The organism is Streptomyces sp. SID12488, from assembly GCF_010548275.1.
Taxonomy (GTDB): Bacteria; Actinomycetota; Actinomycetes; order Streptomycetales; family Streptomycetaceae; genus Streptomyces.
Genome location: NZ_JAAGLT010000006.1, coordinates 156,811 through 183,758, shown reverse-complemented (window position 1 = coordinate 183,758; position 26,948 = coordinate 156,811). Strand labels below are relative to the sequence as shown.

General features: G+C 68.5%; 17 protein-coding genes and 5 pseudogenes. 16 read left to right on the top strand and 6 right to left on the bottom strand.

Translation table 11 applies throughout. The annotated features are described in order from the left end of the window. Positions 1–117: 117 nt before the first annotated feature. From G3I56_RS12515 to G3I56_RS12490, 6 genes and pseudogenes are all read left to right on the top strand, one after another. The gene (locus G3I56_RS12515) at positions 118–1,035 is read left to right on the top strand and encodes an amino acid ABC transporter permease (protein WP_239134865.1); all 918 of its coding nucleotides are present in this window, start codon (positions 118–120) and stop codon (positions 1,033–1,035) included. After that, entirely contained in the window at positions 1,032–1,817 is a 786-nt protein-coding gene (locus G3I56_RS12510) for an amino acid ABC transporter ATP-binding protein (protein ID WP_164408993.1), read from the top strand. Before G3I56_RS12515 ends, G3I56_RS12510 begins: the two co-directional genes overlap by 4 nt. Before the next feature lie 94 nt (positions 1,818–1,911). Continuing rightward, positions 1,912–2,937: a transporter substrate-binding domain-containing protein gene (locus tag G3I56_RS12505; protein WP_164408992.1), complete on the top strand. Its 1,026-nt coding sequence runs from the start codon at positions 1,912–1,914 to the stop codon at positions 2,935–2,937. Between the two features lie 122 nt (positions 2,938–3,059). Continuing rightward, positions 3,060–3,824: a GNAT family N-acetyltransferase gene (locus G3I56_RS12500; RefSeq protein WP_164408991.1), complete on the top strand. Its 765-nt coding sequence runs from the start codon at positions 3,060–3,062 to the stop codon at positions 3,822–3,824. A 72-nt stretch (positions 3,825–3,896) separates the two neighbouring features. Continuing rightward, a pseudogene (locus G3I56_RS12495) lies at positions 3,897–4,308 on the top strand (LLM class flavin-dependent oxidoreductase); the annotation flags it as partial. A gap of 14 nt (positions 4,309–4,322) precedes the next feature. Further along, positions 4,323–5,450, top strand: coding sequence for an LLM class flavin-dependent oxidoreductase (locus tag G3I56_RS12490; RefSeq protein WP_164408990.1), 1,128 nt, complete (start codon positions 4,323–4,325; stop codon positions 5,448–5,450). Between the two features lie 16 nt (positions 5,451–5,466). Here the strand turns inward: G3I56_RS12490 and G3I56_RS43755 are convergent. Next, positions 5,467–5,607, bottom strand: a pseudogene (locus tag G3I56_RS43755) (homoserine O-acetyltransferase); the annotation flags it as partial. Here G3I56_RS43755 and G3I56_RS12480 point away from each other — a divergent pair. Further along, positions 5,556–6,065, top strand: a pseudogene (locus G3I56_RS12480) (hypothetical protein); the annotation flags it as partial. The pseudogenes G3I56_RS43755 and G3I56_RS12480 sit on opposite strands and share 52 nt — an antisense overlap. Positions 6,066–6,233: 168 nt before the next feature. On the opposite strand, the gene G3I56_RS12475 reads toward G3I56_RS12480, so the two are convergent. Next, positions 6,234–7,580: a jacalin-like lectin gene (locus G3I56_RS12475; protein ID WP_164408989.1), complete on the bottom strand. Its 1,347-nt coding sequence runs from the start codon at positions 7,578–7,580 to the stop codon at positions 6,234–6,236. 545 nt (positions 7,581–8,125) lie between these two features. Here G3I56_RS12475 and G3I56_RS12470 point away from each other — a divergent pair. Further along, positions 8,126–8,564: pseudogene (locus G3I56_RS12470) on the top strand (substrate-binding domain-containing protein). Between the two features lie 57 nt (positions 8,565–8,621). Here the strand turns inward: G3I56_RS12470 and G3I56_RS12465 are convergent. Continuing rightward, positions 8,622–10,388 (bottom strand): cellulase family glycosylhydrolase, encoded by a 1,767-nt coding sequence (locus G3I56_RS12465; RefSeq protein WP_164408988.1) that lies wholly within the window; start codon positions 10,386–10,388, stop codon positions 8,622–8,624. A 148-nt stretch (positions 10,389–10,536) separates the two neighbouring features. Here G3I56_RS12465 and G3I56_RS12460 point away from each other — a divergent pair, with 148 nt between their 5' ends. Then, positions 10,537–11,742, top strand: coding sequence for an RNA-guided endonuclease TnpB family protein (locus G3I56_RS12460; protein ID WP_164408987.1), 1,206 nt, complete (start codon positions 10,537–10,539; stop codon positions 11,740–11,742). A 125-nt stretch (positions 11,743–11,867) separates the two neighbouring features. Here the strand turns inward: G3I56_RS12460 and G3I56_RS12455 are convergent, their stop codons facing one another. Beyond that, positions 11,868–13,376 (bottom strand): glycoside hydrolase family 43 protein, encoded by a 1,509-nt coding sequence (locus G3I56_RS12455; protein WP_164408986.1) that lies wholly within the window; start codon positions 13,374–13,376, stop codon positions 11,868–11,870. A gap of 906 nt (positions 13,377–14,282) precedes the next feature. Here G3I56_RS12455 and G3I56_RS12450 point away from each other — a divergent pair. Both G3I56_RS12450 and G3I56_RS12445 read left to right on the top strand, forming a co-directional pair. Beyond that, positions 14,283–14,684: pseudogene (locus G3I56_RS12450) on the top strand (RNA-guided endonuclease TnpB family protein); the annotation flags it as partial. A gap of 431 nt (positions 14,685–15,115) precedes the next feature. Continuing rightward, positions 15,116–17,809 carry an RICIN domain-containing protein gene (locus G3I56_RS12445; protein ID WP_164408985.1) on the top strand — a complete coding sequence of 898 codons (2,694 nt, stop codon included), beginning with the start codon at positions 15,116–15,118 and terminating at the stop codon, positions 17,807–17,809. A gap of 116 nt (positions 17,810–17,925) precedes the next feature. Here G3I56_RS12445 and G3I56_RS12440 read toward each other — a convergent pair whose 3' ends face one another. Beyond that, the gene (locus G3I56_RS12440; protein ID WP_164408984.1) at positions 17,926–21,132 is read right to left on the bottom strand and encodes a family 78 glycoside hydrolase catalytic domain; all 3,207 of its coding nucleotides are present in this window, start codon (positions 21,130–21,132) and stop codon (positions 17,926–17,928) included. 142 nt (positions 21,133–21,274) lie between these two features. Between G3I56_RS12440 and G3I56_RS12435 the strand changes: the two genes are divergently transcribed. The 4 genes from G3I56_RS12435 to G3I56_RS12420 all read left to right on the top strand — a co-directional run bounded on the left by G3I56_RS12435 (position 21,275) and on the right by G3I56_RS12420 (position 25,043). Next, complete coding sequence (locus tag G3I56_RS12435) at positions 21,275–21,586, top strand: DUF6228 family protein (RefSeq protein ID WP_164408983.1); 312 nt, start codon at positions 21,275–21,277, stop codon at positions 21,584–21,586. After that, complete coding sequence (locus G3I56_RS12430; RefSeq protein WP_343239928.1) at positions 21,583–22,059, top strand: hypothetical protein; 477 nt, start codon at positions 21,583–21,585, stop codon at positions 22,057–22,059. Before G3I56_RS12435 ends, G3I56_RS12430 begins: the two co-directional genes overlap by 4 nt. A 159-nt stretch (positions 22,060–22,218) precedes the next feature. Beyond that, positions 22,219–24,396, top strand: coding sequence for a TerD family protein (locus G3I56_RS12425; RefSeq protein WP_164408982.1), 2,178 nt, complete (start codon positions 22,219–22,221; stop codon positions 24,394–24,396). 470 nt (positions 24,397–24,866) lie between these two features. Next, positions 24,867–25,043: a hypothetical protein gene (locus G3I56_RS12420; protein WP_164408981.1), complete on the top strand. Its 177-nt coding sequence runs from the start codon at positions 24,867–24,869 to the stop codon at positions 25,041–25,043. Positions 25,044–25,087: 44 nt separating this feature from the next. On the opposite strand, the gene G3I56_RS12415 is transcribed toward G3I56_RS12420, so the two are convergent. Then, positions 25,088–25,741 carry a hypothetical protein gene (locus G3I56_RS12415; RefSeq protein WP_164408980.1) on the bottom strand — a complete coding sequence of 218 codons (654 nt, stop codon included), beginning with the start codon at positions 25,739–25,741 and terminating at the stop codon, positions 25,088–25,090. Between the two features lie 852 nt (positions 25,742–26,593). On the opposite strand from G3I56_RS12415, the gene G3I56_RS12405 reads away from it, so the two are divergent. Further along, positions 26,594–26,806 (top strand): hypothetical protein, encoded by a 213-nt coding sequence (locus G3I56_RS12405; RefSeq protein WP_164408978.1) that lies wholly within the window; start codon positions 26,594–26,596, stop codon positions 26,804–26,806. The last annotated feature ends 142 nt before the right edge of the window (positions 26,807–26,948 follow it).

Below are 26,948 nucleotides of genomic sequence, written 5' to 3'. Positions count from 1 at the left end.
CTGGAGCCCTCCATGAGCGAAACTCCCGGCGTCGCTGTGTCCTCCGGATCAGCGCCGCCCACCGAGGCGATACCTCGCCCAGACACCCCAGACACCCATGAGGTCCCCTCCGCACCGATGCCCCTGGCCGCGCAGCGAGTCCTCCCGATCCGGCGTCCCGGCCGATGGATCCTCACAGCCGCCGTCCTCGTGCTGGTCGCCCAGATCGCCCACGGGCTGGCGACCAACCCCTTCTACCAGTGGGACCGGTTCCAGTACTGGTTCCTGCGCCCGACGATCCTCGACGGTCTGCTCATCACCCTCGAAGTGACGCTCTACAGCGCGGTGTTGGGCCTGCTCGGCGGCATCTTCCTCGCTCTGGCACGGCTTTCCAGGAGCCCCGTACTGCGCGCCGTGAGCTGGATCTACGTCTGGCTGTTCCGCTCGGTTCCGCTCATCGTCGTCCTGCTCTTCCTCTACAACTTCAGCGCGCTGTACCAGACGCTGAGCCTGGGCGTCCCCTTCGGCCCGGCGTTCTTCACCTTCGACGAGTCGCGGCTCGCCACCGACATGGTCGTCGCCGTCGTCGGCCTCAGCCTCAACGAGGCCGCCTACGCGGCGGAGGTCGTCCGCGGCGGCATCCTCTCCGTCGACCAGGGCCAGCACGAGGCCGCCTCCGCCCTCGGCCTGCCGAAGCGCTACCAGTTCGCGAAGATCGTCTTCCCGCAGGCGCTGCGCTCCATCACCCCGAACTACGTCAACCAGCTGATCGGCCTGATCAAGGGCACCTCGCTGGTCTTCTACGTGTCCCTGCTCGACCTCTTCGGCAGCGTGCAGAGCATGGGCAGCACCTACCCAGGCGACATCGTGCCGCTGTTGCTGGTCGCCACCGTCTGGTACCTGATCCTCACCAGCGTCGTGTCCGTCATCCAGTTCTACGTCGAGCGGTACTACGCCCGGGGCGCCACCCGCACCCTGCCGCCGACGCCGTTGCAGACGCTGCGGACCGGGGTCACCGACCTCCGGGCCCGCATCCGCAAGGAGGCCGCCGTATGACCGCCGGGACGCTCGACGACACGGCAGCCACCGTCGAGGTGCACGACGTGCACAAGTGGTACGGCACCCACCGGGTGCTGAACGGCGTGGACCTGACCGTGCGGCCCGGCGAGGTCACCGTGATCCTCGGCCCGTCCGGCTCGGGCAAGTCCACCCTGCTCAGGGTGATCAACCACCTGGAGAAGCCCGAGATCGGCCATGTCAGCGTCAACGGCGAGCTGATCGGCGTACGCAGGCATGGTGACCGCCTGAAGGAGCTCAGCGAGCGGGTGATCCTCACCCAGCGCAGCCGTATCGGCTTCGTCTTCCAGAACTTCAATCTCTTCCCGCACCTGACCGTGCTGGACAACGTGGCCGCGGCTCCGGTGGCGACCGGGAAGCTCGGCAAGGCGCAGGCCGTCGCGCTCGCCCGTGAACTCCTGGACCGCGTCGGCCTGGCCGACAAGGTGGCCGCCTACCCACGGCAGTTGTCGGGCGGCCAGCAGCAGCGCGTGGCCATCGCCCGCGCCCTCGCCCTGCGCCCCGGAGTCATCCTCTTCGACGAGCCGACCTCCGCCCTCGACCCCGAACTGGTCGGCGAGGTACAGGCCGTCATCAAGGATCTGGCCGGGAGCGGCACCACCCTTGTCATCGTCACCCACGAGATCGGCTTCGCCCGTGAGATCGCCGACCGGGTGGTCTTCATGGACGGCGGCGTGATCGTCGAACAGGGCTCGCCCGCCGAGGTGTTGGACCACCCGAAACAGGAGCGGACCAGGGACTTCCTGAGCAAGGTCCTCTGATCCGCAGGGCGTTCCTCCCCGAGCTCGCGGTCAACCCGGACCGCCCCCCCCACACACACTCACCGCACAACCGACAAGGAAATCAAGGACAACCATGCGCACCCTCAGCCTCCGCAGCAGATTCCACCGTGGCGTCATCGCGTCCGCAGTCGTCGCCTCTCTCGCTGCGGGACTCGCCGCGTGCGGCGGCGACAGCGACGCCGCTACCAAGACCGACAGCGCGCCTGCCGGGACGGTCACCGTCGGGGCCCTCTCCAACGGCGCTGCCAAGGAGACCCAGTTGAAGGTCACCGAGGTGAAGTCGATCAGTGCCGAGCTGCCGAAGGCGGTCGCCGAGAGCGGCAAGCTGGTCATCGGTGTCGGCGCGCTGCCTGCCGGGTTCCCGCCGCTGGCGTACGTGGGCGACGACCAGAAGACCCTCACCGGTGCCGAGCCCGACCTCGGCCGGCTGGTCGCCGCGGTGCTCGGCCTGAAGCCGGAGGTGAAGAACTCGACCTGGGACAACCTGTTCGTCGGGATCGACAGCGGCAAGGTCGATGTGGCGTTCTCCAACGTCACCGACACCGAGGAGCGCAAGAAGAAGTACGAGTTCGCCTCCTACCGGCAGGACAACCTCGCCTTCGAGGTGCTGAACAAGAGCACCTGGAACTTCGACGGCAACTACGAGAACCTCGCCGGCCAGACCGTCTCGGTGGGCGCCGGCACCAACCAGGAGAAGATCCTGCTGGAGTGGAAGGGGAAGCTGGAGAAGGAGGGCAAGAAGCTCACCGTCAAGTACTTCCAGGACAACAACAGCCTCTACCTGGCGTTGTCCAGCGGGAAGATCGACGCCTACTTCGGTCCCAACCCCGGTATCGCCTACCACGTCACCCAGGTCGCCAAGACGCCCAACCCGACCCGCAACGCGGGCAAGTTCTCCGGGGCGGGAGCGACTCTCCAGGGTCTCATCGCGGCCACCGCTAAGAAGGACAGCGGGCTGGCCAAGCCGGTCGCGGACGCGATCAACCAGCTGATCAAGGACGGCCAGTACGCCAAGTGGCTTGCCGCCTGGAACCTCTCCAACGAGGCCGTCACCACCTCCCAGGTCAACCCGCCCGGGCTGCCGCTCGACAACTCCTGACCTGTCCTTCCGCCACCCGTCACAGGGACTCCGCCGTGCCACGGCGGAGTCCCGGCCGCGCCCGACCGCGTTCAAGACGCGCACTCCAGACACGCGTTCCAGATACGGAGACTCGCACCGACATGTCCACCAGCGTCCACCACGCCACGTCCCCGAGCCCGACGGAACCGCACATCCTGGACAACGCAGCCTGGGCCGCGCTGTCGGGCCCGCACGCCCATCTCGCCGAGCGCAACGGCCGGGCCGCCCGCTACCCGACCGACGTATCCCCGTTCGCCGCGCTGGAGGACCCCGCCGACCCCCACGCCTGGGAAGACCTGGCCGCACTGGTGGGACCCGGCAACGTCACCCCGGTCACCGCGGTCCAGACAGTCCCCGACGGCTGGGAGATCGAGCAGTTCGGTGAGGGCGTCCAGCTCGTCGACACCGCCCTGTACGCCGAACCCGCACCCGAGGCCGTACGGCTCGGGCCCGCCGACGTAACCGAGATGCTCGACCTTGTCGCCCTCACCAAGCCCGGCCCCTTCCTGCCCCGGACCGTCGAACTCGGCACCTACCTCGGAATCCGGGAGCACGGACGGCTGATCGCCCTGTCCGGCGAACGCCTGCACCCACCGGGCTGGACCGAGATCAGCGCCGTCTGCACCCATCCCGACCACCGCGGCCGGGGCCTGGCCACCCGACTGGTCCGCGCGGTCGCGGCAGGTATCAGGGAACGCGGCGAAACCCCTTTCCTCCACGCGGCGGCCGACAACACCAACGCGATCCGGCTCTACGAGTCGATCGGGTTCACCCTGCGCCGCCGTACGCGGTTCGCGCTGGTGCGCACGCCGGGTGGCGACGAGCAGGAAGAGCGGGAAGCCGGACAGCCGGAAGAAAGGGCTTAGCCGTGCGGTTGTGCCTGCTGACCCGTGATTGGCAGTGCTGCGGGGCCCGCGAGCGCCAGGCCGACAAGAAACGGCGCGGGGACGGCGGGCCTGTACACGGCCCGCACCTCCCAGGAAGCGATCGACGCCTACCGGCCCGTGTTCGAGGGGAACCTGGAATTCCAGAAACGGCTGGGCCTGGAGCCGGTGTTCGCGACCCTGGAAGACTTCGTGGAACGCAGCTCTGCCCTGATCGGCAGCCCCCCAGCAGATCATCGAGAAGGTGCACCGCTACCACGAACAGTTCGGGCACACCGTGCTGCATCTGCACGCGGACGCAGGAGGACTGACGGACCGTCAGCATCGGGGCTCCCTCGAACTCTTTCAGTCGGACATCGCGCCGGTGCTGCGCGGCGAGATCCCCGACCCGCCGTTTACATGGGGCCCGGTCCTCGCAGAGCCTGAGACCAGCCCCGTTCCCGCCGACCACCGAGCCGACCACTGAGGAGTCCTCCATCCATGTCCGACATCCCCCTCGGCGTCCTCGACCTGGTCCCGATCTCGTCCGGCTCCACCGCCACCGAGGCGCTGCGCAACTCCATCGACCTGGCCCGCCAGGCCGAGAGTTTCGGGTACGCCCGTTACTGGTACGCCGAGCACCACCTCAACCCGGGTGTCGCCGGCACCTCGCCCGCAGTCGTCCTCGCCCTGACCGCGTCCGCGACCTCGACCATCCGGCTCGGCTCCGGTGCCGTACAACTCGGGCACCGCACCGCCCTGTCCACGGTCGAGGAGTTCGGCCTGATCGACGCGCTGCACCCCGGACGCCTCGACCTGGGCCTCGGCCGCTCCGGCGGACGCCCGCCCGGCGGACCCGCCACCCCAGTACCGAACGCGACCCAGGTGGTTGATGGTCACACCCCCAACGGCCTGCGCATCCCGCCCCGGTTCTCCTTCGAGCATCTGCTCGGCTCACCGCGCGTCGCCCTCCAGCGCAAGCTGCTCCTGCTGCCGAGCGCCGAGTCGCAGGACTACGGTGAGCAGATCGACGACGTCCTCGCGCTGCTGGCGGGCACGTATCGCTCGGCGGACGGCGTCGAGGCCCATGTCGTGCCTGGCGAGGGTGCCGACGTCGAGATCTGGATCCTGGGCAGCAGCGGCGGCGAGAGCGCCAAGGTCGCGGGCCGCAACGGTCTGCGGTTCGCGGCGAACTACCACGTCAGTCCGGCTTCGGTGCTGGAGGCCGCGGAGGGATACCGCGCCGCGTTCCAGTCCTCCGATGTCCTGGACAAGCCGTACGTCAGCGTTTCCGCGGACGTCGTGGTCGCCGAGGACGACGAGACCGCCCGCGAACTCGCCACCGGCTACGGCCTCTGGGTGCGCAGCATCCGTAGCGCCGAGGGCGCGATCCAGTTCCCCACGCCCGATGAGGCGCGCGCCCACGTATGGTCCGACGCGGACCGGGCCCTGGTCCACGACCGCATCGACACCCAGTTCGTCGGCTCCCCGGGCCGGGTCGCCGACAGGCTGGAACAACTCCAGGAGGCCACCGGCGCCGACGAGTTGCTGATCACCACGATCACCCACGGCCACGCGGACCGGGTGCGGTCCTACGAGTTGCTGGCCGAGGAGTGGCGCAAGAGGTGAGGCCCCGGTGGCGTCACGGGGTGGGGTGACCGGGTTCGGCCGGTCCGGAGACATGGCTGTCCCCGGTGAGCGCGTGGAGCACCAGTACGGCATTGGAGCGGTCCGGTGCCGGCCGCCCCCGGGTCTCGAACGCCAGCCGCGCTCCAAGCAGTTCACCAAGTGGTCCCTGTCCGCGTGCTGGCAACTGGGCGCGAGCCCCACGTACGCGGTGCTGTCCACTCTGCTGGGCCAGTTGCGGGCCGAGCACGGCTGGCCGGAGCAGGCTGTGTCGGCGGGGATCCCCAACTCCTGCAGGCTTCCGTGCTGTTGCGGATCGACCGGCTGCCCCACCCTGACAGCGGTGGCGATCCGCACGCGGGCGCCGAGGTCTACGCCCGATTCCGTGCCGAACCGGAACGCTCCTACGCCACCACCCGCCGCGCCGCCGACTACACTCACCACCTCGGCTGCACCGTCAAGCCCCTCACCCTCACCCGCGCCTGCACGGCCGCCACCGGAGAACCCGTCAAGCACGTCATCGACGGCCGTGTCGCCCCGGAGGCCCGACAGCTGCTCGCCCGCAGCGATGAACCGGTCGCGACCATCGCCCGCCGCCTCGGCTTTCTCGAAGCCACCGACTTCGGCAAGTTCTTCACCCGCCACACCGGGGTCACCCCGGGCGCCTTCGTCAGGCGCATCAGAGCCAGCAGTGAAGGGGGCGTCATCCGGTGGGCCCGTAAGCGTGGTTGCGAAAGCGGCGACGGCCCTGAGGCCGCCGCCGCGTGTTCGGTGCGGTGGAGCAGGTCAGCGCTTCGTGTAGATGAAACCGAGCTTGTCGATCTCGTCACCGGAGCGTCCATGGAACCCGGCGAGCTGCCACCCCGACGGCGCGGTGCGTGTCACGCAGTCGGACGTGGTGCTGCCGCCGGCCAGGGTGCGGCCGAGGTTCGTGGCGAACTTGGCATAGAAGATCCGGGTGTGGCCGTCCTTCTCCGCCTGGCACAGTTGGGCGGAGGTGACGTATTCGCCGCTGCCCAGCGTCAGGGACGACGCCGTGCCACCGGTGCCGCCGTGGGTCAGGGTCTTGCCGTTGTCGAGGGTCAGGGCGACGCTGTCGACGCGAGAGCCGCTGCGCAGTGTGAGGCTGACAGGGCGGGCGCCCGCCGGTACGGCGTCCATGTCGTTGTAGTACTCGCCGTGCGGGCCGCCGTACTGGTCGCTGAGCTGGAAGGCGGCATTGCGCGACCAGGAGAAACCGACCGCGACCGGGTCGTGGTCGGAGAGCATCAGGCCGCCATCCGTGAGGAACTTGGCGTGCTCGTTGTTGTAGGACGTGGCGTTGAGCGAGACGAGTCTGCTGCCCCGGTACAGGACCTTGTCGACGATCTCGCAGGTGTTGGGGACGGTGGTCCCGGTCTGGTCGCAGACCAGGGCGTCGGCGCCCTTGGCGGGCGGGGTGCCGCCGCGGATCAGCTGGACCCAGGCGTCGGTCAGCCCGTTGGCGGCGCCGAACTCGGCGATGGTGTCCGCGGAGCGCGTGTAGCGGGTGTTGGTGTCACCCATGACGACGACCGCGTTGCCGACGGAGTGGGTCTTGATGAACGCGGTCAGCTGGTTGAGGTTGTCGGCGCGTGAGGCCAGGTCGCCGTCGTTGGTGCCGGCGTTGGTGTGCAGGTTGTAGAAGTCGACGTAGACGCCCTCGGCGAGGCGCTCACGCATGAAGGTGAAGCCCTTGGGCGTCAGGCAGTCGCCGGAGTCCCACTGACAGGAGTTCCAGTGCACCCGCTCGAAGTCGTCCCCGTCGTAGGGGAGTTTGGACAGGGTGTTGAGGCCGCTGCCGAAGGCGGCACCGCCGCTGGTGGGCGTGCGGTAGGCGTGCGCCGTGTCCGCGGCGTAGAGGTTGGCGTGGTAGTTGAAGTCCTCCTCGACGTGCACGATGTCGTACGGCGCGATGCGCTGGCCGATGGCCGTGGTGCTGGTGTCGCGCGGTGTGGACGCGCTGGAGAGTATCGAGGGCAGGCCCGCGACGTTGTAGGTGAGGGTGCTGAAGGACCCGGAGGCCGGGTCCGCTGCCGCTGCTGGGGACGCGGTCGCGGCGAACCCGCCGCAGGTGACGGCCGCGGCCGTGAGGCAGGTGAGAAGACGGCGCATGAAGCGGAACTCCTGTGAAGTGGGGAGTGGCAGCCGGAACCTACCGCCGGTAACGCGCTTCTGTCGCCCGGTCGGGCGGGGGAGATCGAAACTTGACCGAGTGGTCTGGGCCAGGAGCCTCCGGGGTGGTGCCAACGGAGGGGTTTGACCCCCTCGGAAGACGTTCGGACGGTCGGACGGTCGCAGGATCGGTGACCACTTGCTCAAGGTTCCTGGCGAAGTTCACGAGCGTGGGTGAAGGGTCGTCGAGGGCGGCCTCGTCGGCATGTTCACCCGGTGGAGCCTGGCACCGGTCCGTCCGTTCGGCCGGACCCGATGATGCTCGTACGGATCTTCAGTCCGGGGAACATGTGACTCCTTACGGCGCGAAAGTGTCGTTGTTGACCGAGGTGGTGAATGTGTCTCTCAGGAAAACGAGCAGACTCTTTATTGCCTGCTCAGAACGTGTTTGTGGGGTGTCGATCGGCTCTTCTCCGGGCGTGCGAAAGCCAGTTGTATGCTTTCGTGACTCCTGGGGGTGTCGAAGCCTGCGGTCTCGATAGCGGGTGGTCACCATCGCGTACATCGCCGAGTCCGCCGGCGTCTCGGTGCCCACCGTGTCGAAGGTGCTCAACAGCCGGTCCGGAGTGTCGGACGAGACGCGGGCCCGCATCGAGGAGCTGATCCACCGGTACGGCTACCGCAAGCCGCCGAAGAACCGCAGCAAACTCGTGGAGCTCGTCTTCCGCGAGATGGAGAGCATGTGGGCCGTGGAGATCATCCGCGGCGTCGAAGGACCTGAGCGTGGTGGGCTTCGACGACGTACCGGCCGTCGCCTGGGTGGACCCGCCCCTGACCACCGTCCACCAGCCCCTGGCGGAGATGGCGGTGGCCGCCACCGAACTGGCACTGGCACTGGGGCGCGGCGAGGACGTGCCCCAGGTGGGCGTGGAGATCGCCACCACCCTCACCATCCGCGAGAGCACGGCCCCACCGAAGAGCTGACTGGAGCGGGGGAGAACCCCGGGCCCCGGGTGGGCACCCGGGGCGAGGGGCTGTCCGTCAGCCGACGATGCCGGTCACCGAACCTCCGGACTTCGTCACGCGGTACGTCACGGTGGCACCGCTCCAGAAATGGAAGACGAGCATCGCCTGCACGTTGTCCCGCAGTGAGTTGACGAACTTCGAGGTGAGCAGGAGAGCGTTGCCCGGGTAGTCGGGGGAGAAGGCCTCGTTGAACTCCTGGTACGGAGTCCAGTTCGTCGGGCCGGCATTGCTGCCGTCGGCGTACGTGGCCTCCATGGTCGCCAGCAGGTCACCGCGGAACTGGGTGGGGATGGTGACACCGTTGGTGTTGCCGGTCGCATTGGAGAGGGCCGGCCTGTCGTACGTGGTCACGTGGATCTTCCAGGGCAGGCCCCGGTTGAACCGGGCCTCGACGGTCGCGTTGACCCCGTAGGCGCGGTTGCCGGCCAGCCGGGTGAGTGCGGTGGCCGTGAGCGTGAGCTGGTTGCCGGAGACGGTGTAGTCCCGGCCCTGGGTGAGCATGGTGTTGCCCCGCCAAAGCCCCTGGAAGCCACCGCCGTTCGGGTTCAGGGTGAGCGTCCCGGCGGTGATCGGGCTCGACTTCGCCAGGAAGATCCGGTCCGAGGAGGCCGTTCCCGAGCGGGTGGTCCAACTCGACTTGATCTGGTTGATGATGGCGGGGTCGCGCCACTGGAACGTGGTGCGGTTCAGGAAGTTGAAGGCGTCCCACAGCGCCGTGGTCACTCCGGCCGTGCGGGCTTCGTAGCCGAACTGCTCGAAGTACTTCAGCGCCTCGCCGAGTTCGACACGGGCAGGGTGGTTGTAGTCGGGGTAGTTCAGCAAGCCGTACTCACCCAGGTAGACGGGGATGCCCTTGGAGGTGAGGGTGTTGCGGATCCGGGTGAAGGTGTCGGTCATGTCCTTCTGCGCGGTGGCGTCGAACTTCGTGCCGCCGGCGACGTTCACGCTGAACGGGTACCAGCCGTAGAAGTGCACGGTGGCCACGAGGTTCGGGTCGTTCAGCGACTTCATCCCGCTGACCAGAGCGTCCAGGAATTCCTGGCCGGCATTGGTGTGCAGGGTGGGCAGCATGAGCAGCCGGGTCGAGTTGTTGCCGCCGGACTGGCGCACGACGGTGTGGAAGGCGCTGTTCAGTTCGCTGTTGTACTGGATTCCCTGGGCGTCGGTGGTGTTGTTGAACTGCGGCTCGTTGTTGCTCTCGAAGAGCAACGCCTGCGGGGAGTCACGGAACTTGGCCGCGATCTGGGTCCAGGTGGCCTTGAAGCGGGCCAGGACGTTGTCGTGGTCGGTGGGCATGGTGGCGAGCCATTGCCATGAATCGTGATGGACGTTGAGAACGACGTGGAGGCCGTCGGCCAGCGCCCAGTCGACCACCTGCTTGACGCGGTTCATCCATGTCGCGTCGATCGTGTAGGGAGCGGTGGAGGACTGGTGGCCGCTCCAGGTGACGGGGATCCGGACACTCCGGAAGCCCTGGGCCTTGATGGTGTCGAACAGGGCCTTGGTGGTCAGGGGGTTGCCCCACGAGGTCTCGTCGGGGATGGCGTCGAGGGTGTTGCCCAGGTTCCAGCTGGGCTGCATCGCGGCCACCGTGTCCATCGGGGCGGCGGCGAGCTTGACCAGCGGGAGCCCTGCGCGGGACGCGTCGTTGTGGCTCGGTACGGCGAACGCGGTGGTGCTGGTCAGCCCGATCGCGGCGACCAGTGCCAGGAGGAGGCCGAACAGACGGCCGGGGCCGCGACCGCGGCGCGGGCACCGGGTGGGGTGTTGCGTTCCCTTCATCAGATCTCCTTCGTGGATACCCCCGGCTTCAGCCGGGGGAGGAAACGAAGCTCCTGCGGAGCAGGGCAGCGGGCTGGGTTTCGCCGCCAGGGCGGATCGCAGTGCTCCGGCCCGCAGGTTTGGTCTTAAGTCGTGGCCGCGCTAGTTTGTGAGCGTGACCACGAGCCATGTGAAGCGGGCGTTCAAGTACCGCTTCTGTCCGACCGATGCGCAGGCAGCCGAGCTGTCGCGCACGTTCGGCTGCGTGCGGAAGGTCTACAACCTGGCGCTCGCCGCCCGTAGTGAGGCGTGGGCGCAGCGTCAGGAGCGGGTCAACTACAACGCCACGTCGGCGATGCTGACCGGGTGGAAGAAGACCGAGGAGCTGGCCTACCTCTGCGAGGTGTCGTCGGTTCCGTTGCAGCAGGCGCTCCGGCACTTGCAGGGGGCGTTCACCAACTTTTTCGGCAGGCGGGCCAGGTACCCGACGTTCAAGAGCCGGAAGAAGTCGCGGAAGTCCGCCGAGTACACCACCAGCGGCTTCCGTTTCCGTGACGGCAGGCTGACTCTCGCGAAGATGGCCGATCCGCTGGACATCGTGTGGTCCCGGCCCCTCCCCGAGGGCGTAGCACCGTCCACCGTGACCGTGTCCCAGGACGCGGCCGGACGCTGGTTCGTCTCGATGCTGTGCGACGACAGGCCGGCCATGCCCGGGCCGGTCAGCACGGGCGTTGGTATCGACGCCGGGATCACCAGCCTGGTGACACTCTCCACCGGGGAGAAGGTCACCAACCCGAAGTTCGAGCGCAAGGACCGTGCCCGGCTCGCCAAGGCTCAGCGTGACCTTGCCCGCAAGGCCAAGGGTGACGGGAGCAACCGGGCCAAGGCCCGGCGCAAGGCCGCCAAGGTCCATGCCCGGATCTCCGACCGGCGCCGGGACTTCCTGCACAAGCTGACCACCCGACTCGTTCGTGAGAACCAAACGATCGTGATCGAGGACCTGACCGTACGCAACATGGTCAAGAACCACTCGCTCGCCCGAGCCGTCTCGGACGCGAGCTGGACCGAGATGCGGTCCATGCTGGAGTACAAGGCAGGCTGGTACGGGCGTGAGGTGATCGCCGTGGACCGGTGGTTCCCCTCGTCCAAGCTGTGCTCCCACTGCGGCACCTTGCAGGGCAGGATGCCGTTGAACGTCCGTACCTGGAGGTGCGACAACTGCGGGACGACCCACGACCGGGACGTCAACGCGGCGAAGAACATTCTGGCCGAGGGGCTCTCGGTGTCTGTCTGTGGAGCTGGTGTAAGACCTCAACGGAGTTCTCCGGGCGGGCGGTCTGCGACGAAGCAGAAAACCCCACGGCGCGAGCCGTAGGAATCCCCCTCCGAAAGGAGGGGGAGGATGTCAACTTTGATCCTTCTCTGTTGACCGAGCGGGGTCCGCTCGTGGGTGTGGGGGGATGGCGCGGTACGTGGCCGATGGGGGCACGCGGCGTCGGCTCAGGGGGTGAGCGCCTCGTACTCGAACCAGTCGAAGTGGACCGTCCCGGACGCGGCGTACATGCCGATGACCCGGCCGGTGAAGCCGCCGGCCACCTCGGTCGACAGATAGCGGCCGTCGAGGGCGCCGAGTTCGCTGAACGTGCCGTCCGGTTCCTCGATGCCGAGCGTGAGGTTGTCGGGCCCGGTGCGTGCGTCCCGGGGAGGAGTGGTGGTCACGCGGACGCCGAGGACCACGGGCCCGGCGGGTACGGACCGGGATCCCATGACGGTGCGCAGTGGTCCGATACGGCTGAGGACTCGCACCTCTCCTTCGGATGCCTCGATCTCGTAGTGGTGCTCCTCGTCCAGACGTACGGCGAGACCGCCGCGGCCTTCCGCCGGGTCGACCCGGGTGCGCACCTCGCACGTCAGGTGCTGCTGGCGGCGGCCGACGAACACGACGTCCAACTCGTCGAGGGAGCCGCCCCGGGCGCGCAGCGTCAGCCAGCCGGACCGTTCCTTGGTGGTGCAGTGTTCCGCCGGACGGTCGCGTACGGAGATCCACTGAGGCCGCAGTTCGCTGAGGTCGAAGTCGTCCCGAGCCGCCTCGGCGGGGCCGGGGACGAGCGGCCAGGAGGGCGCGGGCAGTTCGGGTGTCACCTCGCCGACGACGGGCCACCCGTCCACCCACTCGACCGGCGCCAGGAAGGTCTCCCGGCCCAGCACGTGCCAGCCCGGGCTTCCACCGCCCGGCCGGACGCCCAGGAACACCATCCACCATGAGCCGTCGGGCCGCTGGACCAGGTCCGCGTGGCCGGTGTTCTGGATGGGGTGGTCGGTGCCGCGGTGGGTGAGAATCGGATTGTCAGGGCACGGCTCGAACGGTCCCGTGGGCTTACGTCCACGGGCGATCGAGACGCCGTGGCAGCGCTCGGTGCCACCTTCGGCGATGAGCAGGTACCAGTAGTCGCCGATCCGGTACAGGTGCGGTGCTTCCGGAGCCTTGGCGCCGGGGGCACCGGACCACAGCTGGTGCGGCGGTCCGAACGTCTCCCCGGTGTACGGGTCGATGCGGACCTGCGAGACCCCGGCGATCGTGCACCAGCACGTGCCGTCCTCGTCCCAGGCGAGGTCCGGATCGATGCCGGGGACCTCGGGCAGGTGGACCGGGTCGGACCAGGGCCCGGCGGGGTCGGTGGCGTTGAACAGCATGTTGCCGCCGCCCTCGGTCACATTGGTGACGATCAGCCAGAAGCGGCCGTCGTGGTGGCGCAGGGTGGGGGCGTAGATGCCGCCGGACGACGGTGTGCCTGTCAGGCGGAGCTGGCTCGGCCGGTCGAGGGCGTTGCCGATCTGCGTCCAGTGCAGCAGGTCGCGGCTGTGGAAGACGGGGATGCCGGGAAAGTACTCGAAGCTGGAGCAGACGATGTAGTAGTCGTCGCCCACCCGGCAGATGCTGGGGTCGGGGTGGAAGCCGGGGATGACGGGGTTGGGGAAGGTGGCGTCCGCCTGCTGCGTGTCTGACACTCGGTCAAGTCCTCTCGTGGGTGCGGTAGTCGCGCTCTGGTCCGGTGGTGAGTGGGCTCTCAGGACGCCTCGGGCACCGTGCGGTGGGGCAGAACACCTCGGCCTGTGCGGCCAAGCCGCCGAGCCGAGGAGGTGGGGAGGCGTGGCAGGGGGAGGACCGCGGTGGCCTCGGTGCCGGGGCGGCGCCAGACCGTGAGGTGCGTGGTGTCCGGCGCGCGCGGGGCCAGGGCGAGCCAGGGGGTCGCCCCGGGCCGGCAGAGGTGGCCTCCCCGTCGTTGCGCAGGAGCACCTCGGCGCGGAGCACGGGTACTCCGTCCGGCGAGCGGGGGGTCGCCTCCGCGGCGAGCCCGGTCCCGGGGTCGTGGAGTTCGACGCCGAGGAGGTGCCCGTCGGCGTCGCGGGTCACTCGGTGTCTGCGATCCCGCAGCCGTCCGCCGAGGGACGTGTCGATGAGGCGTCCGCCCGGCCAGGCGCGGCTGTGGCCTGCTGCCGTCACCTTCACCAGGGGCAGCGAAGGACACGAACGCCGCTCGGGGGATTCCGGTCGCTGTGCGCGTGGATCGCGTCACGTTGCTCGCGGTAGGCGGCGATCACCACGTCGGCAGAGTACGGGGGTCGTCGCGGCGACCCCTGCCAAGGCGGCGGCTCCGCCGACGAAGCTTCTGCGGTTGTACTCATTGGTCATGGCGGCTGCCCTTTTCCTTCCGAGTGTCGAAGCGCTTCACCTGGCGGCGAACGTTAGTGACATGTTTCTCGCGTAACAAGAGGGGTGAAAGCCAAGAAACTTTCTTCTCTTCGTGACATTGACAGCCTGCTGGGCCGGTGGCAGCGTCGAAGCGCTTCAACAATCCGCACCCAGCCTGTTCAGGGGTCTGCCTCGCGGGTTCTCCGTCCCTGTCCGCCGCCGAAGCGATCGGTGTGGAGGACCTGGCGGTCAACGGACTTGCGCGCACCAGGCTCGCCAAGAGCGTGCACGACGCGGGCTGGGCGCAGTTCGTGGCCGTGCTGGAGTACAAGGCGGCCAGGTACGGGCGCACCCTGGTGAAGATCGGCAGGTTCGAGCCGACCTCCCAGACCTGTTCGGCGTGCGGCGTCAAGGACGGCCCCGTACCCCTGAACATCGGGGAGTGGATCTGCGCCGCCTGCGGCACGGTCCACGACCGTGACCGCAATGCCGCGAAGAACGTGAAAACGGCCGCCGGAGTGGCGGTGACAGCCTGTGGAGCGCAGGTCGGACCAGGACTCGTCCCGGCGCAGCGCGACGAAGCAGGAAGCCACGGATTCCCGACCGGACCCCGCGCCGCGTAGCGGCACAGCAACGGACGAGAAGGCCAGAATCCCCGGGCTTCAGCCCGAGGAGCAAGTCAAACGTGGACAACGGTGACCGTCGCCGGACGCGACCGCGCCCGGAGACGGCATCCACGACCTACAGCTGACTCTGCACGGCGACTTCCGCCTCTCTTCCTCCTCCTCGTGCAGTCCGCACGAGGAGCAAAATGAGTACTACTTATATTCTCCTGCGGCGCCTCGGGCTATCGGCTGTCACTTGCGTAGAGAGTGTTTGCGGCCAGGGCTAAATCAATCAGGAATTATCATAAAAGGTGCATATGCTCGTCGTTCTGTGCGTCACGCATGTTACGTCAGTGAAAAAGATTCATGCCCATCGTCTTGACGTACCCGGTGTTCTGGGCCGATAAATGCAACTCATAACCCATTGAGGCTGCAGGAGGACACCGCGGATGAGACCCCTACGCATCGGTGCGGGGCTGAGCAAGGCGCTTGCGGCGGCGGTTGTCGTCTGTGCGACAGTGCTGCCCGCCCAGACCGCGCACGCGGCCACGACGAACTTCTACGTCGACCCCGTCAACGGCAGTGACGGCAACTCGGGCACCAGCACGGCCGGCGCCTTCAAGACCATCCAGGCCGCCCAGTCCGCAGTCCGGGGCGCCAACACGAACATGTCCGACGACATCGTCGTGAACCTGCGCGGCGGCACCTACGCCCTCACCAGCCCGATCACGTTCGGCACGGCCGACTCGGGGACGAACGGCCACACGGTGATCTACCAGGCGTACAACGGTGAGACTCCCGTGATCAGCGGCGGCAAGGCGATCAGCGGCTGGACCGCCGCCGCCAACGGGGAGTACAAGGCGTCCGTCGGCAGCCTCGACTTCCGGCAGTTGTACGTCAACGGCACTCGCGCCACCCGGGCGCGCTACCCCGACATCGGCTCGGACTTCCAGCTGCAGGGCAGCGACAAGACCAACAAGCTGCTCAAGGTCCGCAGCTCGCAGATCTCCAACTGGAACAACTTCAGCCGCACCGAGATGTTGCTGGAGACACAGTGGGGCGAGAGCTACCTGCGGCTCAAGTCGTTCACCTCCAGCGGCGGCGTGGCCAACGTGTCGATCCAGGACCACGAGGCGGGCATACTCTTCCCGCGCCCCTACCCCGTGCTGTCCAACGGCTCCGCCCTGCACTTCGAGAACGCCCACGAGTTTCTCAACGAACCGGGCGAGTTCTACGTCGACAAGGACGCGCAGACCGCCTACTACAAGCCGCGCCCCGGCGAGAACATGTCCACGGCCGCCGTCCAGGCACCCACGGTGGAGACACTCTTCGACGTCAAGGGCGGCAGCCTCGACGCCCCGGCTCACGACCTGCGCTTCTCCGGCCTCACCTTCGCACAGACGACCTGGACGGAGGCGTCCACGAACGGCCTCCTCAACGCTCAGGGCGGGCTCTACAACCTCTCGGCCGACCCTTCCAACAACCAGTACGTCGACCGCCCCCCGGCCGGGGTCCAGGTCGCGGACGCGGACCGGGTGTCCTTCACGGGCAACACGTTCAGGCAGATGGGGGCCAGCGCCCTCGATCTGGACCACGGCGTCCACAACAGTACGGCGACCGGCAACCTCGTCCACGATGTCGCGGGCAACGGGATCATGGTGGGGAAGTTCTCGGACCCGACCGTGGAGTACCACACCGTCTACAACCCTCCGTCCTCCCCGGCCGGGGAGGACCCCCGTGAGGTCGTCAAGAACGTCACGGTCAACAACAACCTGATCACCCGCGTCGGTCAGGACTATCTGGGGACCGTCGGCATCAACGCCGGCTTCGTCAACAGCACCACGATCAACCACAACGACATCACCGACGCCCCCTGGGCCGGTATCTCCCTCGGCTGGGGCTGGCAGTCGGCGGCCAACGCGCTGGGCGCCAACACGGTCCGGTACAACCGCTTGGGCAACGTACTGAACCGGCTCTGCGACACCGCCGGCATCTACCACCTGTCGAACGACCCCGGCACAGTGATCAGCAACAACTACATACACGACGTGGTGCGTACGCCGACCGCGTGCGGGTCCGCGGTGTCCGGTCTCTACATGGACGAGGGGTCAAACAACATGACCCTCTCGAACAACGTGCTGTCGCGCACCGACGGTTTCATCAACCAGAACCGCAACGGCTCCAACATGACCCTTTCCGGCAACGCGACGTCCGGCACTGCGGTGATCAAGGCCTCGGGACTGGAACCCGCGTACCAGGGACTGGCCGCCAAGCTCAACCTCGCGTACAACAGGCCGGCATCCGCCTCCTCGGTCTACGGCTCCGGCTGGGAGGCGTCCCGTGCCGACGACAACGACCCGGCTACCGGATGGTCTCCCACCGGGAGCGACTCCTCCGCGTGGTGGCAGGTCGACCTGGGGCAGGCCTACCAGCTCGGGCAGTTCTCCCTGACGACTCGCCAGGACATCGATCAGCCCGAGACGCGCGGTCAGTTCGAGATCAGGGGCTCCAACGACCCCTCGTTCGCCTCCTACACCGTGCTGGGACGCCAGGGTGCCGCCACCCTGCCGACGGCCTCGACGTTCACGGGTGACATCGACGCCCGCCAGCAGTTCCGCTACGTGCGGGTCGCGAAAACGGACGGCGCGTACTTCTTCATCGCCGACTTCGGTGTACAGCAGACCGGCGGCGCCGTGGAGGACGCGGCCGGGGCGCCGAACGTCAACCCGTCGACCTACTACACGATCAAGAACGTCAACAGCGGGCAACTGGCCGACGTGAACCAGAACTCCACTGCGGACGGTGCGAGTGTGATCCAGTGGCCGAGCACCGGCGGCACCAACCAGCAGTGGAACATCGTGCCGGTGAGCGGACAGCTGTACAAGATCGTCAACAGGAACAGCGGCAAGGTCCTGGACATGGAGAACGCGAGCCACTACCGAGGGACGGCGCTGAAGCAGTACACCTACGGCGGCGGCAGCAACCAGTTGTGGTACTTCGAGCAGGTCAGCGGCGGGTACGTCATCCGCAACTTCGAGTCCAGGCAGGCGCTGGAGGTCGGCAACGACTCGACGGCCAACGGCGCGGCCATCGACCAGTGGATGGCGCTGAACCAGCCCAACCAGACGTGGACGATCCAGTGACGGAGTGACTCCGACTGTGGGGCACTGCGGGGCCGGGAAGCAATCGCTTCCCGGCCCCGCAGTGCCCTGCCGGGAGGAACTCCCGGAACCTCGGGCCGGAACACGGAGCCCCGCCGTCAGGACGTCCCGCGCTCGACCTTCGTCGTGCCGGAGCCGACGGGCCCGATCCGCAGCACCGTACCGGTGAGGTCGGTGATGAACCTGACAGGTACGCGTCCCTGTCCGCCGGGCGCCGTCGCCGTCACCCGGTACTTCGACGGGTGGGCGTCGCCGATCTCCACCTCCAGCACCGCGGTGGAGTTGGGCGGCACCGTCACCCGGGTCGTGTGGGCGTCGGCCGACCGGTGCACGGCGACCTTGACGGGGCCGCGCACGGACGGCACCGTGCCCGTCACCTCGGTCAGGGCGCCGGTCCTGGGACGGATCAGGAACTCCGCCGCTCCGGGGGCGGAGACGCGGACTCCGAGCACGTGCCGGGGGATCACGTTGGCCGGAGCCGAGGCCCAGGCGTGCGAGAACGTCGTGTTGGACTTCAGCGCGGGATCCCAGGCCTCGGTGACGATGGTGGCCTTCAACTCGTCGAGCATGTGCAGCCACGAGTTGGTCGCCGTGGAGGTGAGCAGCGCGAGTGCGGCGTCGGCGCGGCCGAGTCGGAAGAGGGCGTCGAGGAGGAACTGAGCCCCGTACACGCTCACCCGCATCCCGCCTGCCGCGAGTGTGTCCCCGAGCCGGGTGCGCGCCTCGGCGTCGAGGGAGTCCGCGACGCCGAACGCGACCGGGAAGGCGGTGGCGTGCTGGGCGCTGTGCGTGGTGCCCTCGCCGTCGAGGAACCGGCCGCCCGCGCTGTCGAGCAGGGTGGCGCGCATGGCGGTGGCGAGGGTGTCGGCGCGTACGCGCAGGGCTGTCGCGTCGTCGTCCTTGCCGAGCGCCGCGGCACAGTTGGCCAGGGCGTCGAAGGCCGCGTACTGGAAGGCGTTGACGACGGTGTTGACGTTCGTGAAGACGTAGCCGTCGCGGCTGGCGGTCGGCCAGTCGACGAGGTCCCCCAGGTCCTGGCTGCTGCTGCCGGGCGCCTTGCGGACCAGGCCCTGGGAGTCCAGATAGGCGGTGAGGTTCTTCGCGGCGAGCAGGTCGTAGTCCTTGGCGAGCTGCCGGTCGTCGCCGGTGGCCAGGTAGTCCTCCCAGGCGGACAGTGCGCACATCAGCCTGTACTCGGTGGGCCAGGTGCCCTTGCGGACCAGGTAGTCGTTGGACCAGCGGGCCAGGGCGAAGGAGCGCTGGACGCCGTACTCGGAGAGCTGGTTGATCAGCGCGTCGCCCTCGTAGGGGCCGCGTTCCCGGGTCGGGGTGTCGGTGTAGAGATCGCCCCGGGTGGCCTCGATCGAGTACCGGCACAACTCCCAGACCCGGTCGAGGTCCGGGTCGGAGCTGCTGAAGGAGGAGTCGCTGTCGTCCCAGTCGAGGCGCCAGGCACGCCCGGTGACGACGGCACCTGACAGGTCGAGCGTCGTGCGCAGTTCGGCCCAGCGGAAACCGCGGTAACCCCAGTGCTCGAAGGACTGGCCGCCGTCGCGCAGGGTCCACACCTCGCGGTAGGTGTTGGTGGCGCGCAGCTGATATTTGACGGTGCCGTCGGAGTTGAGTTCCTCGCCGAGTCTGACCTCGACGGTGTCGCCCGCGCTACCGGTGACCCCCAGGGCCAGCCCGCCGACGATCTCCCGGCCGAGGTCCACCAGCCAGCGGCCGTCGGCGACCTTGGTGACGGAGGCAGGGATGACATCGTGCAGCCGCGGCGGCTCGATCGGCGCCGGGACGAGACCGCTGATCGCGGTGCGGACGACGGGAGTGTCCCAGTCGCCGTCGTCGAAGCCGGGTGCGGTCCAGCCGACGGGTTCCCGCCGCAGGTCCCAGTACTCCTGGGGGACGGTGTAGTAGCTGCTGCCCGCACTGCCCTTCGCAGGCAGCAACCCGGCCTGGCGGCGCGCCTTCCAGTGGTCACCCGAGGCGACGGTGGACCGGCTGCCGTCGGTGTACGTGACCTCCAGCTGGGCCAGGAACTTCTGCTGCGAGGTGGTCCAGCACAGCGCGGCGAGCGCGTTCGGCCCGCCGTCGCCCCGCAGGGTCGAGGTGATGTCGAAGGCCTGGTACGCGGTCCCGGTGCCGGAACGCACCGAGGCGTGTCCGACCACGGTGCCGTTGCTCCACACCTTGGCAACGTACTGCCGGGCGGGGTCCGGGGAGGTGGCCGCGACGTAGAGGACGGCGGCGGCCAACTCCTTGCCCGCTGTGGTGGCGTACTCGTGGCGCAGCAGCGCCCAGGTGTCGTCGGCCCCGTAGGAGGACAGCGAGGCGGCGCCGGTGGGGAAGGTCAGCGTGCCGCCGGAGACCGTGCCGACGGAGAAGGCGCCCTTGTCGGAGGCGAAGTCGTCGTCGAGGAGGACGGTTGCGTCGGCGGCGGTGAACGTGATCCGGTCGTAGACCTGTGACTCGGTCAGGCCGTTGCGCAGGCCGATGTTGCCGGAGGCGTAGCGGGCGTCGGTGGTGATGTCGACGACGGTGCCGTTCACGGTCGTGGTGAAGGTGGAGCCCGCCATGGTGACAGCGAGGTCGACCCAGTCCCCGACGGTGACGGCGAACGGCAGCCGGACCTCGCCGAGAACGGTGTACGTGCCGTTCACGCAGACGTGCTTGCGCAGGACTCCGGGGCTGCCGGCGCGCAGCTGCCACATGTAGTTGTTGGAGGTGTTCGCGGCACGGAACCACACCCCGGCGGCCACGGCGGTGATCCTCAGCCGGGCGGCGAAGGCGCCGTCGCTCATGACCGGCCCGGCCGGCGCCCAGATCGGCTCGGCCTCCCACTGCCCATCCACCGAGGTGGCGAGCAGGGCGGGCTCCGACCACGCGGAGCGCCTGTCGCCCCAGCTGGCGACCCGCCACCAGTAAGCGGTACGGGGCTGCAGTGGCGGCCCGCCGTACGGTACGGCGGTCGAGTCGGCGGACTTGCGCCTGCCCGAGTCCCAGACGAGCCGCTCATCGCCGAAACCGTCCGGAGCGGCGGCCAGTTGCAGCTGGTAGGCGCGCTGGAGGGTGCCGGCGCAGAAGTCGGGCACCTGCCAGCTGAACCGGGGGTTCTGCCCGGCGCTCGTGGCGAGTGCCTGGGGGAGCAGATCGGTCAGCGTCCCGGTCGGCACGGGTGGCCTGCCGGAAGTCTTGGCGGCGCCCGGCCCGTCGGCCGCGAGTGCCGGAGGCCCGGTCAGCACTACCGAGGCGGCCGTGGTGCCACCGAGTTGGAGAAGTCTTCGACGCGACAGGTCCCAGGACATTGGTGCACCCTCGGCTGGTGAAAGGTTTCAATGTGATTGCCCGGAGGTTAAGGTTCCGCCTTCGGCCAGTCAATGCCTTCAACGGCTGTGGTTTCGCTGTGAATTGAAACGATTTAAAGCGGTGTTGGCTAGAGTTCCACTCATGACCTCCCTGTCCGACGAGACCGATCGCAAGCCCCGCGTGTCGATCCGCTGCCGGCGCGACACGTCTGTCGGCGTGCAGTTCAGCGACCGGTTCGGCGGCGAACGGAACCGGCGGACCGCCGACCGGGACCTGACGGTGTCAGCCGCTCTCCGGCCGGGCGGCCACGTCGGGCCGACCTGGACCTCGCGGCCCTGGCCGCATGCCGTCGGCGCCTGGTGTGCCTCGGCGACCGCCAGGCCGGCGGCAGGTGAGCAGATGACTTCCCTGGCGGCCGACGGCCGGTACCCCAGGGCCGGGGAGCAGGGGTGACTGTCGGCATGCGCATCACCTGGACACCGGTGGCACATGGGTGGGCCGACTGCGTCGTCGAGGATGACCGGGCGAAGGTCGAACTGACCGCGTCCTACATCAGTGCCGCGCCCGAGGAGTTCCTGACGGCGGTGGCCCGGCTCGTCGCGGGCGAGACGGAGACCCGCGCCCAGTTCGAAGCCGAACCGACCGCCTACCGGTGGATCTTCCACCGTGACGGCGAGGACATCTGGATCCGCGTACTGGAACTGCCCGACGGCAGGGGACACGACACCGCCGGAACCGGGATCTGGTCGAGTCGGCTCGACATCGGCGTGCTCGCGCGCACCGTGATCCGCTGCTTCGACGAGGTCGCGTGGGCGCACGGCGAAAGCGGCTACCGCGGCAAGTGGGGTGCGGACTTCCCCCGGACGGAACTCGAAGCCCTCAGACGTCTCTGGCGCACTCACCGGCATACCCAGGACACGTGGTGAGGGCAGTGCAGTGCCCGCTGATGGGGCGGCAGTGGCGTCTTTGGCCAGGCTCAAGGACGGATGTGCTGAACGGCGTAGCGTGAGCCGACGCGCCCAGCCGGGGGTGGCGGGCAGAAAACTCCTGTGCGCCGGTTCGCACACCTCTGCGATCATCCCCGAATGGCGCACAGTCTCGAATCGCTGGTCATCCGGCACACCCATCGCCTCTCCGCTCCCAAGGGCTCCGCCGGCGAAGGAGCCACCGCCGCGCGGCAGTTCGACGCTGCGCTGACATCCGTGGGCTTCAAGCTCTCGGCGGAGCTGCTCGAGCGGCTGTCAGGGCTGTCCGAGGCCGCGGTCGTGCACACCGCCAAGCGGACGCTGCGCACCGTGAGCGAGATGGTGGGCGACCACGTCCGGCACAACTCGTACTTCATCGACTTCCCGGCGAACGTGCCGGCCACCGAAGAGTTCTGGACGCGGTGCGTGGCGAAGGCGCTCGGCGACGACAAGTCGCGTGAGAACGTGCTGACCCAGCTTGCCCACGGGGTGCTGGACCTGCTCAGCCTCCCGACGTACGGCCGCTACCAGCACACCTACGAGGAGATGCTCGCGGCGCAGGACGAGCTGATCGCCTCGGCGGGCGACCGGGTGACCGTCCTGCACCTCGGGCGGGACCTGGAGGGCGAACTCACGGACCTGTACCTGGCGTTGGCGGGCAGCAGGACACCGCTGGGCGAGGACCACCTGCGCGACCTCAGGACCCTCGCCGAGCAGTGCGCGCTCGGTCCCCAGCCGGAGTCGATCCCCGTCCGGGAGAATCGGGCGGTCGTCAACGAGGCCCGTCTCGCCGTCGGAGCCGACCTTCTGCTGGACACCGTCACGGATGTGCTGCGGCTTGCCTGCGCGCTGTCGGGCGGTGACGTGACGCTGCAGGAGCCGACCCGGTTCCGGGCACTCTCGAGGCCTGCCCGCCGTGCGCTGCTCGCGGGCCTCGACGCGGTGGTCGCGGCGAACCCCGCGAAGCTGGCCGATGTGCACGCGCACCGTGAACCCTTCAAGCGGCTCGGTGAGCGTCTCCACCCGCACGAGTACCCGCGCTGGCCGCACGCCGCGGACGTGTTCGCCGTGGCGCGGGGAGAGAAGGAGGCGCGGTCCTTCGACAGCCGTGTCGAGAAGCTGCTCGACGAGTTCGACGTACTCGGTGCGGTGCGGCTGCTGAAGGCCGCTCCCGGCAAGCTGTTCCGCGCCCTGGACCTCCTGCTGCGTATCGCCGCCGACCAGGAGGAGCGGGACGCGGTGGTGGCCGCCGCGGTGCAGGTCGCTCCCGAGGTCTCCGGCCGGGTCGTCCTCTCGGTCCGTGAGCACTTCCACAACCGGGGCCGGGAGACCGACCAGCCCCGCATCTTCGTCAACCGCCGAGGTCGCGCCTGGGTCTCAGCCGACCACCGGCCGCCCCTGCCGGCCCCGGACCGCGACCGTCTGATCGCCGCCCTCGACACCGAGACGCGCCGTCGGCTCCCTACGGCGGGCCGACTGTTGATCGACCCCGACGTCCTTGACGTGGCGCTCCCGCTCAGCGGCAGGGCGACCGCGTCCGGGCTCGGCGTACTGCCGCGAGGTTCGGTCTCGTCGGTCGACGGCGAACGACTGCGCTTCTTCGTGTACTGGAAGGAGACCGCGGCGCGGACCGACTACGACCTCTCGGCGCTGCTCCTCCACGCCGACTACAGCACCGACTCCTGGCTCTCCTACACGTCGCTCACGGCTGTCGGTGGCCGGCACTCGGGCGATGTCACCGAGGCACCCGACGGGGCCTCGGAGTTCATCGACCTGTCCCTGGACCGAGTGCGCAGCACGTTCATCGTTCCGCAGGTCAACATCTACGCGGGGGAAGGCTTCGAGGAGGTAGAGGAGTCCTTCCTCGGTTTCATGCTGCGCGACGGTGAGCAGAAGGGCCGGCCGTTCGAGCCACGCACGGTGCGGATGAAGTCGGAGCTGCGCGGCACGGGGCGAGTCGCGCTGCCGCTGGCCTTCCGGCGCGAGGACGACGGCCGGTGGCGTGCGAAGTGGCTGCACCTGTATCTGAAGGGCATCTCGTCGGCCAACCGGGTCGAGGAGAACCAGGTGTCGGTGGCCAAGCTGGTGCGCGCCGTGGTCGAGCGCGAGCAGTTGACGGTGGGGTACCTGATCGACCTGATCTCCAGCGGCACCACGGCGGTGGACGTGGACCTGTGGGACGGCGCGCAGGTCCCGGACGAGCCTGTGACGTACATCGGTCTCGAACGTCCCGAGGGGCTGCACCCGGACTCCCGGATCATCACCCTTGAAAATCTGCGCGACTTGATCCCGGCCTGAGTGCTAGCGTTGCACTTGGCGAGGCCATGAAAGGGCTTCCTTCTCATTCACTCTCAATGAACCCAAGTCCTTTCGCTTTCCTCGCCCTTGAACTTGCCTGGGAGGCGCCCACGTGGCGCCTCCCAGGTTTTGTGTGTCCCCTCGTCCTCCCCGCGTGTCAGGCCCTCGGGTGCGTTCTGCGTGACCGAACAGCAAGACGGTGCTGGTGTCCCGGTGGGTGGTGGCCGCCTGAGCAGGAAGACGCCGCCTTCAGGGCTTCGCAGCTCAGCACATCCCCTGAAAGGAACTACACCTGCCGGAGGTCCCGTCCGCGTCCGAGCGCCAGGACCAACACGAGTGGCGCCCCCTGGGCCGGCCCTCGGGGGTGGTCCTCCCATGCCTCGCCGCAGCTGTAGGCCGTCATGCCGAGCAGGTCGAGGGCCCCGTTGGCCAACTCGTTCGCAGTAGGCGGTCACCTCGTACGACCGGGCATGGTCGAGCCGGACGAGGTTCAGGCCGCGATCCCGCGCGAGATCGCCGAAGCCGTCACCTACTTCATCTCTACCCAGGTGCGAGCCTGGGTTGGTCAGCGCCAGGCAGTCCGCGCCGCCAGTCAACGACGGACGGCACCGCTGCACAACAACTCACCGCGCTGGATACGCCGTTGACCGGCTGCGGATTCACGGCGCGCCCATGGATGGTGCCTTGGTGATCAGCTCACCTCGGCCTGGTCGTCGGCGGCCGGGGCTGCTGCCGCCGGGGCCTGGGCGTCGGTGGTGGTGTAGTAGACGGAGCTGCCCTGCTTGGTGCGCTGGGCATGGCTCTTGGCGACGAGCCCTTCGACCGTGGTGCGTACGACGGTGGTTTTGATGTTGCGGTCGGGGTGCGCCTGGCCGAGTGCGGTGGCGATTTCGGCTGCGGAGCGGGGTTCGCTCTGATCGGTCAGGTGTCGGCGGATCAGTTCGACGAGAGTGGGCTGGGTCGTCTTCGCGGCCGTCGCCTTTGCTGCGGCCTCGGGCTTCTTGGCAGCGGGCTTCTTGACTGCCTCGGTGTCTTGTGCAGTGGCGGTCTTCTTCGCCCGCACCCGCTTGCCGGCACCGGACTGCGGGGTGGCCTTCTGCCGAGGCACTGAGGGTGTTGCGTCCGCTTCGGGGGCGGGCTGAGTCGCGGTGTCGGTGACGCCGAGTGCGTTTCGCATGTTCGTCAGCACGGTGTGGTCGTGTTGCAGAGCGCGCAGTTGTTCCTGCAGTGCGTCGATCTCCGCGCCGATGCGGTCCTGCTCCTTGGCGTTGCGCTCAAGGTCGTTGCCCACCTGCGCCATGTATTGCGATGTCAGTTCGGTGGTGGGTGTCTTGCTGTCAGGCATGATGCTGACCTTTCCTCGGGGCTACTCGGGGCTGGTCCGCGAGCTGTGAAGCAACTCGCGGAGCGGGCACCTGGGCTGGGCTGTGGTTCCGCAGGGCTTGATCGAGTCCTGTGCGGGTCGCACCTGGTGCAGGCTGTCCCCGGTGTAGAGATAGTACGGGCGGGCGGAGCCGCTTGTTCGGCGGAGTTCTGGTCGGGTCCGGGGATCGTGGAGCCGGCGGCCTGCCAGGAGGCCAGGGTCATGCCGGTGGGAGAGCGCGCCGCGTGCCGACGCAGACGGTGGGTGACCGCGTCGCGGCTGGTGACCTGACCAAGACAAGTGAGCCCCTGAACCGGCCTGTTCACGGACCAGCGCCGTCTTGCCCGCGACTACGACTGGTCAGCACACTCACTGGCGAAGCCGTCCCGAACCGGCGCGGAACCCAACCATGAACCTGACCCGGGACCCAGCACGGGTCAAGGACCGATCGCCGCGATGTCGACCGACCCACCGGATCCTCAACCCTGGCCCTCCGGGAACAGCTTGCTGGGCATGCGACCGAACGTGAGCCAGTCGTCGGCGGTGCCAGTCATCTCCCTGTTGCCCAAAGGGAAGGTGGGCAGGGTGCTCCACTGACCATTGGGACCGTCCGCCGGCCAGACTGTTCGTTGGACCGGTGCGGTTGTAGTTGGTGAACCGGTGTCGCTGGGCGGCCGGGACCTCGAATCCGGTGTCCACCATGCCGAGCGGTTCGAACAACCGCTCCGCCATGAATTCGGGCAAGTTCGGCCATCCACAGGTCCGGCTCCGGGCAGCTCCGCGGCTCGCGGCCGTCCTTCTGCACCGGGAACAACCAGCTGCACCGTCGGCAGCGTGCCGCGGGACGTGAAGCCTTACCCCGCACGGGATGCGAGCAGGATCAAGACGGTGATCGACCGGTTCGCCGGGACCACGTCGCCGACCGCGCCCGGGGGTGAGCGGACCGCGCTCGGCCCCGCCGGCTCCAACAACCACTGGTCGATCAGGTCGTTGAGGACGATCGAAGCGATCCTGAAGATCGAACCCCTGGCCGTCGGGGCGCCGTAGACCTCTGCGCAACCGACGGTCGCGACCTCGACGCGGTCTCCGCGAACCACCAGGCCCACGTCAACAAGCAACCGGCAGACCACCCGCGCGGCCAAAACTCATCGGATCGGTGACAGAAGGAGTCGGCTGGGCGAAGCCGCTG